Genomic DNA, 2,667 nt, shown 5'->3' with positions numbered 1-2,667 from the left:
CTTCGGGACAGAGGTGACAGGTGGTGCATGGTTGTCGTCAGCTCGTGTCGTGAGATGTTGGGTTAAGTCCCGCAACGAGCGCAACCCCTATTGTTAGTTGCCATCATTCAGTTGGGCACTCTAGCGAGACTGCCGGTAATAAACCGGAGGAAGGTGGGGATGACGTCAAATCATCATGCCCCTTATGACCTGGGCTACACACGTGCTACAATGGCTGGTACAACGAGTCGCAAGCCGGTGACGGCAAGCTAATCTCTTAAAGCCAGTCTCAGTTCGGATTGTAGGCTGCAACTCGCCTACATGAAGTCGGAATCGCTAGTAATCGCGGATCAGCACGCCGCGGTGAATACGTTCCCGGGCCTTGTACACACCGCCCGTCACACCACGAGAGTTTGTAACACCCGAAGTCGGTGAGGTAACCATTTGGAGCCAGCCGCCTAAGGTGGGATAGATGATTGGGGTGAAGTCGTAACAAGGTAGCCGTATCGGAAGGTGCGGCTGGATCACCTCCTTTCTAAGGATAAGGAACTGCACATTGGTCTTGTTTAGTCTTGAGAGGTCTTGTGGGGCCTTAGCTCAGCTGGGAGAGCGCCTGCTTTGCACGCAGGAGGTCAGCGGTTCGATCCCGCTAGGCTCCATTGGTGAGAGATCACCAAGTAATGCACATTGAAAATTGAATATCTATATCAAATAGTAACAAGAAAATAAACCGAAACGCTGTAGTATTAAAAGAGTTTATGACTGAAAGGTCAAAAAATAAGGTTAAGTTAATAAGGGCGCACGGTGGATGCCTTGGCACTAGGAGCCGAAGAAGGACGTGACAAACGACGATATGCCTTGGGTAGCTGTAAGTAAGCGATGATCCAGGGATTTCCGAATGGGGGAACCCAACAGGTACTACCTGTTACCCGCATCTGTTAAGGATGTGAGGAGGAAGACGCAGTGAACTGAAACATCTAAGTAGCTGCAGGAAGAGAAAGCAAAAGCGATTGCCTTAGTAGCGGCGAGCGAAACGGCAGGAGGGCAAACCGAAGAGTTTACTCTTCGGGGTTGTAGGACTGCAATGTGGACTCAAAGACTATAGAAGAATGATTTGGGAAGATCAGCCAAAGAGAGTAATAGCCTCGTATTTAAAATAGTCTTTGTACCTAGCAGTATCCTGAGTACGGCGGGACACGTGAAATCCCGTCGGAATCTGGGAGGACCATCTCCCAACCCTAAATACTCCCTAGTGACCGATAGTGAACCAGTACCGTGAGGGAAAGGTGAAAAGCACCCCGGGAGGGGAGTGAAATAGAACCTGAAACCGTGTGCCTACAACAAGTTCGAGCCCGTTAATGGGTGAGAGCGTGCCTTTTGTAGAATGAACCGGCGAGTTACGATATGATGCGAGGTTAAGTTGAAGAGACGGAGCCGCAGGGAAACCGAGTCTGAATAGGGCGAATTAGTATCATGTCGTAGACCCGAAACCATGTGACCTACCCATGAGCAGGTTGAAGGTGCGGTAAGACGCACTGGAGGACCGAACCAGGGCACGTTGAAAAGTGCTTGGATGACTTGTGGGTAGCGGAGAAATTCCAAACGAACTTGGAGATAGCTGGTTCTCTCCGAAATAGCTTTAGGGCTAGCGTCGACATAAAGATTCTTGGAGGTAGAGCACTGTTTGGGTGAGGGGTCCATCCCGGATTACCAATCTCAGATAAACTCCGAATGCCAATGAATTATGGTCGGCAGTCAGACTGCGAGTGCTAAGATCCGTAGTCGAAAGGGAAACAGCCCAGACCACCAGCTAAGGTCCCAAAATAATTGTTAAGTGGAAAAGGATGTGGGGTTGCACAGACAACTAGGATGTTAGCTTAGAAGCAGCTATTCATTCAAAGAGTGCGTAATAGCTCACTAGTCGAGTGACCCTGCGCCGAAAATGTACCGGGGCTAAAACAATTTACCGAAGCTGTGGATACCTTTATAGGTATGGTAGGAGAGCGTTCTATGTGTGAAGAAGGTATACCGTGAGGAGTGCTGGAACGCATAGAAGTGAGAATGCCGGTATGAGTAGCGAAAGACAGGTGAGAATCCTGTCCACCGTAAGACTAAGGTTTCCAGGGGAAGGCTCGTCCGCCCTGGGTTAGTCGGGACCTAAGGAGAGACCGAAAGGTGTATCCGATGGACAACAGGTTGATATTCCTGTACTAGAGTATGTAGTGATGGAGGGACGCAGTAGGCTAACTAAAGCAGACGAATGGAAGAGTCTGTCTAAGCAGTGAGGTGTGAATTGAGTCAAATGCTTAGTTCTATAACATTGAGCTGTGATGGGGAGCGAAGTTTAGTAGCGAAGTTAGTGACGTCACACTGCCAAGAAAAGCTTCTAGCGTTTAAACATACTCTACCCGTACCGCAAACCGACACAGGTAGTCGAGGCGAGTAGCCTCAGGTGAGCGAGAGAACTCTCGTTAAGGAACTCGGCAAAATGACCCCGTAACTTCGGGAGAAGGGGTGCTGACTTTACGTCAGCCGCAGTGAATAGGCCCAAGCAACTGTTTATCAAAAACACAGCTCTCTGCTAAATCGTAAGATGATGTATAGGGGGCAGGTGAAGGCGCCGGACGTCGCGAAATACAGCGTGATGTACGAGCACCTGCGGGCGCAGGCGCTGAACGTGGAGCAGAC

Annotated in this window: 1 tRNA gene and 2 rRNA genes; all 3 read left to right on the top strand. The window is 49.8% G+C overall.

Annotated elements, in window-relative coordinates:
• Positions 1-514, top strand: a 16S ribosomal RNA gene (locus ACWDVG_RS31560); the annotation flags it as partial.
• Between the two features lie 51 nt (positions 515-565).
• Positions 566-638, top strand: a tRNA-Ala gene (locus tag ACWDVG_RS31555).
• Between the two features lie 122 nt (positions 639-760).
• Positions 761-2,667 (top strand): 23S ribosomal RNA (locus ACWDVG_RS31550); the annotation flags it as partial.

It is taken from the genome of Streptomyces sp. NPDC003327 (genome assembly GCF_053589515.1).
This window is presented reverse-complemented; position numbering and strand designations above follow the sequence as displayed.